The sequence below is a fragment of the Mycobacterium sp. TH-M15 genome (assembly GCF_057473705.1).
Map to the genome: position 1 here is coordinate 1 of NZ_JBYCLB010000094.1, position 1,512 is coordinate 1,512.

A 1,512-nucleotide genomic window follows, 5' to 3' on the forward strand; every position below is an offset into this window, starting at 1 on the left:
ATTCGTCCAAGCTGACAATGACCCGGAACGACTTCGAGATCGCCGTCGGGGAGGCTGCGCAGAACGCGGTGTGGAACACGCCGCATCCGCTGACCCACCACTTGGCGGAGGACGACCCGCGCCGGGTCCAGTACCTGCGGGAATACCAGCAGTCCGTCGGTTGCCAGGTGATTGCGGCGATAGTCGCGCTGCGTGCGGCGGCGTGCCGCAACAAGCGCAGGCAAGGCGTCCGCGCAGCCCTGGTGGAACCCGCCGAGGCGGTGCGCGCCTATCGGGATTCGCGCTCTTAGCACCTCGGGCGCAACGTCGTTCGACGTCCGGCTCGCCTGACATCTGCAGGACGGCGGCGCGCGCGGCCCGCTGCAGACCGACGGCCGCGGGCCAGTCCGAGCCCCCCGCCTGGATCGGCTCGCCGACGGCTCCCCGCCGCGGAAAGTGGTGCTCCGGGCGCAGAATCGCTCGGGTGCCGCGGATCGCCATCGGGACGACGGGCACCCCGGTTTCGGCGGCCACCACGAAAGCGCCCATGTGGAAAGGCCGCAACCCGGGCGCCCGGGCCAGCCGGCCTTCGGGGAAGACGACGAGCGAGTGCCCGGCCCGCACCAGGACCGCCAGCCGGTCGGCGTCGGCCAGGCTGCGTTCGCGCACGTGGCGTTCGACGAACTGATGGCCCAGCCGCCGGAGCACGAACCCGTTGAGCCCCTGATGCTCGAGCGCTTCGGCCGCCACGAAGCGGAACGCCCGCGGCAGCACCGAAGCCAGCACCAGACCGTCGATCCAGCTGAGGTGGTTGACGACCGCGATGCAGACCCCCGCCGGGAGGTGGTCGAGTCCCTGCGTGGTGACCGGCGTCCGGGTGAGGCGGGCCAGCATCCGCACCGATGTCCGGGCCACCCACCAGCGCCAGCGCGGTCGAGGCAGCAGCAGCACCGACACCGCGACCGCCAGGCCGAGCAGCGTGTAGACGACCCACGCGTAGGCGGCGAAGGCCAGGGCCGCCGCCGCGTTCCGCGCCCGGCGCAGCGACGGTGCCGCGCCGCGGAGACGCAGCCGGGCCAGCTCCCACCACACCGCATGCGGCCGGGCGCCGATCCTGCCGGTGCGGTAGACCGCCTGGCTGGCCGCCCGCCGGATCTTGCCGCTGGAGGTCTTCAGCACCGTGCGCGGTGGCGCCAGCACCACGTCGTCGGCGGCCACGCCGAGCAGATCGACGGTTGTGGACTGGATTTGCGCGCGCAGCGCGGCGCGGGCGGCCTCGTCGGCGGCCCGGGTCTCGGCCATCACGACGAGCCGTTCCGGTCCCCCCGCGGGGTCGGGTGAGGCGAACACCGCCACGCATCCCTTCCCGACACCGTCGAGGTTGCCGACGGCTTCCTCGAGTTCGGTCGGGTGCAGGTTGCGGCCCGCCCGGATGATCACGTCCTTGACCCGTCCGGTGACGTAGACGTCGGCGCCGGCGGTGTATCCCAAATCGCCGGTGTCGAGCCAGTTGCCGTGGAACAAGGCATGCGT

Annotated in this window: 1 protein-coding gene; it reads right to left on the bottom strand. The window is 72.6% G+C overall.

Translation table 11 applies throughout. The features are described from left to right. The coding region (locus AC2VNT_RS02350) for a lysophospholipid acyltransferase family protein (RefSeq protein ID WP_486945324.1) at window positions 1-1,512 on the bottom strand (1,512 nt) is incomplete at both ends.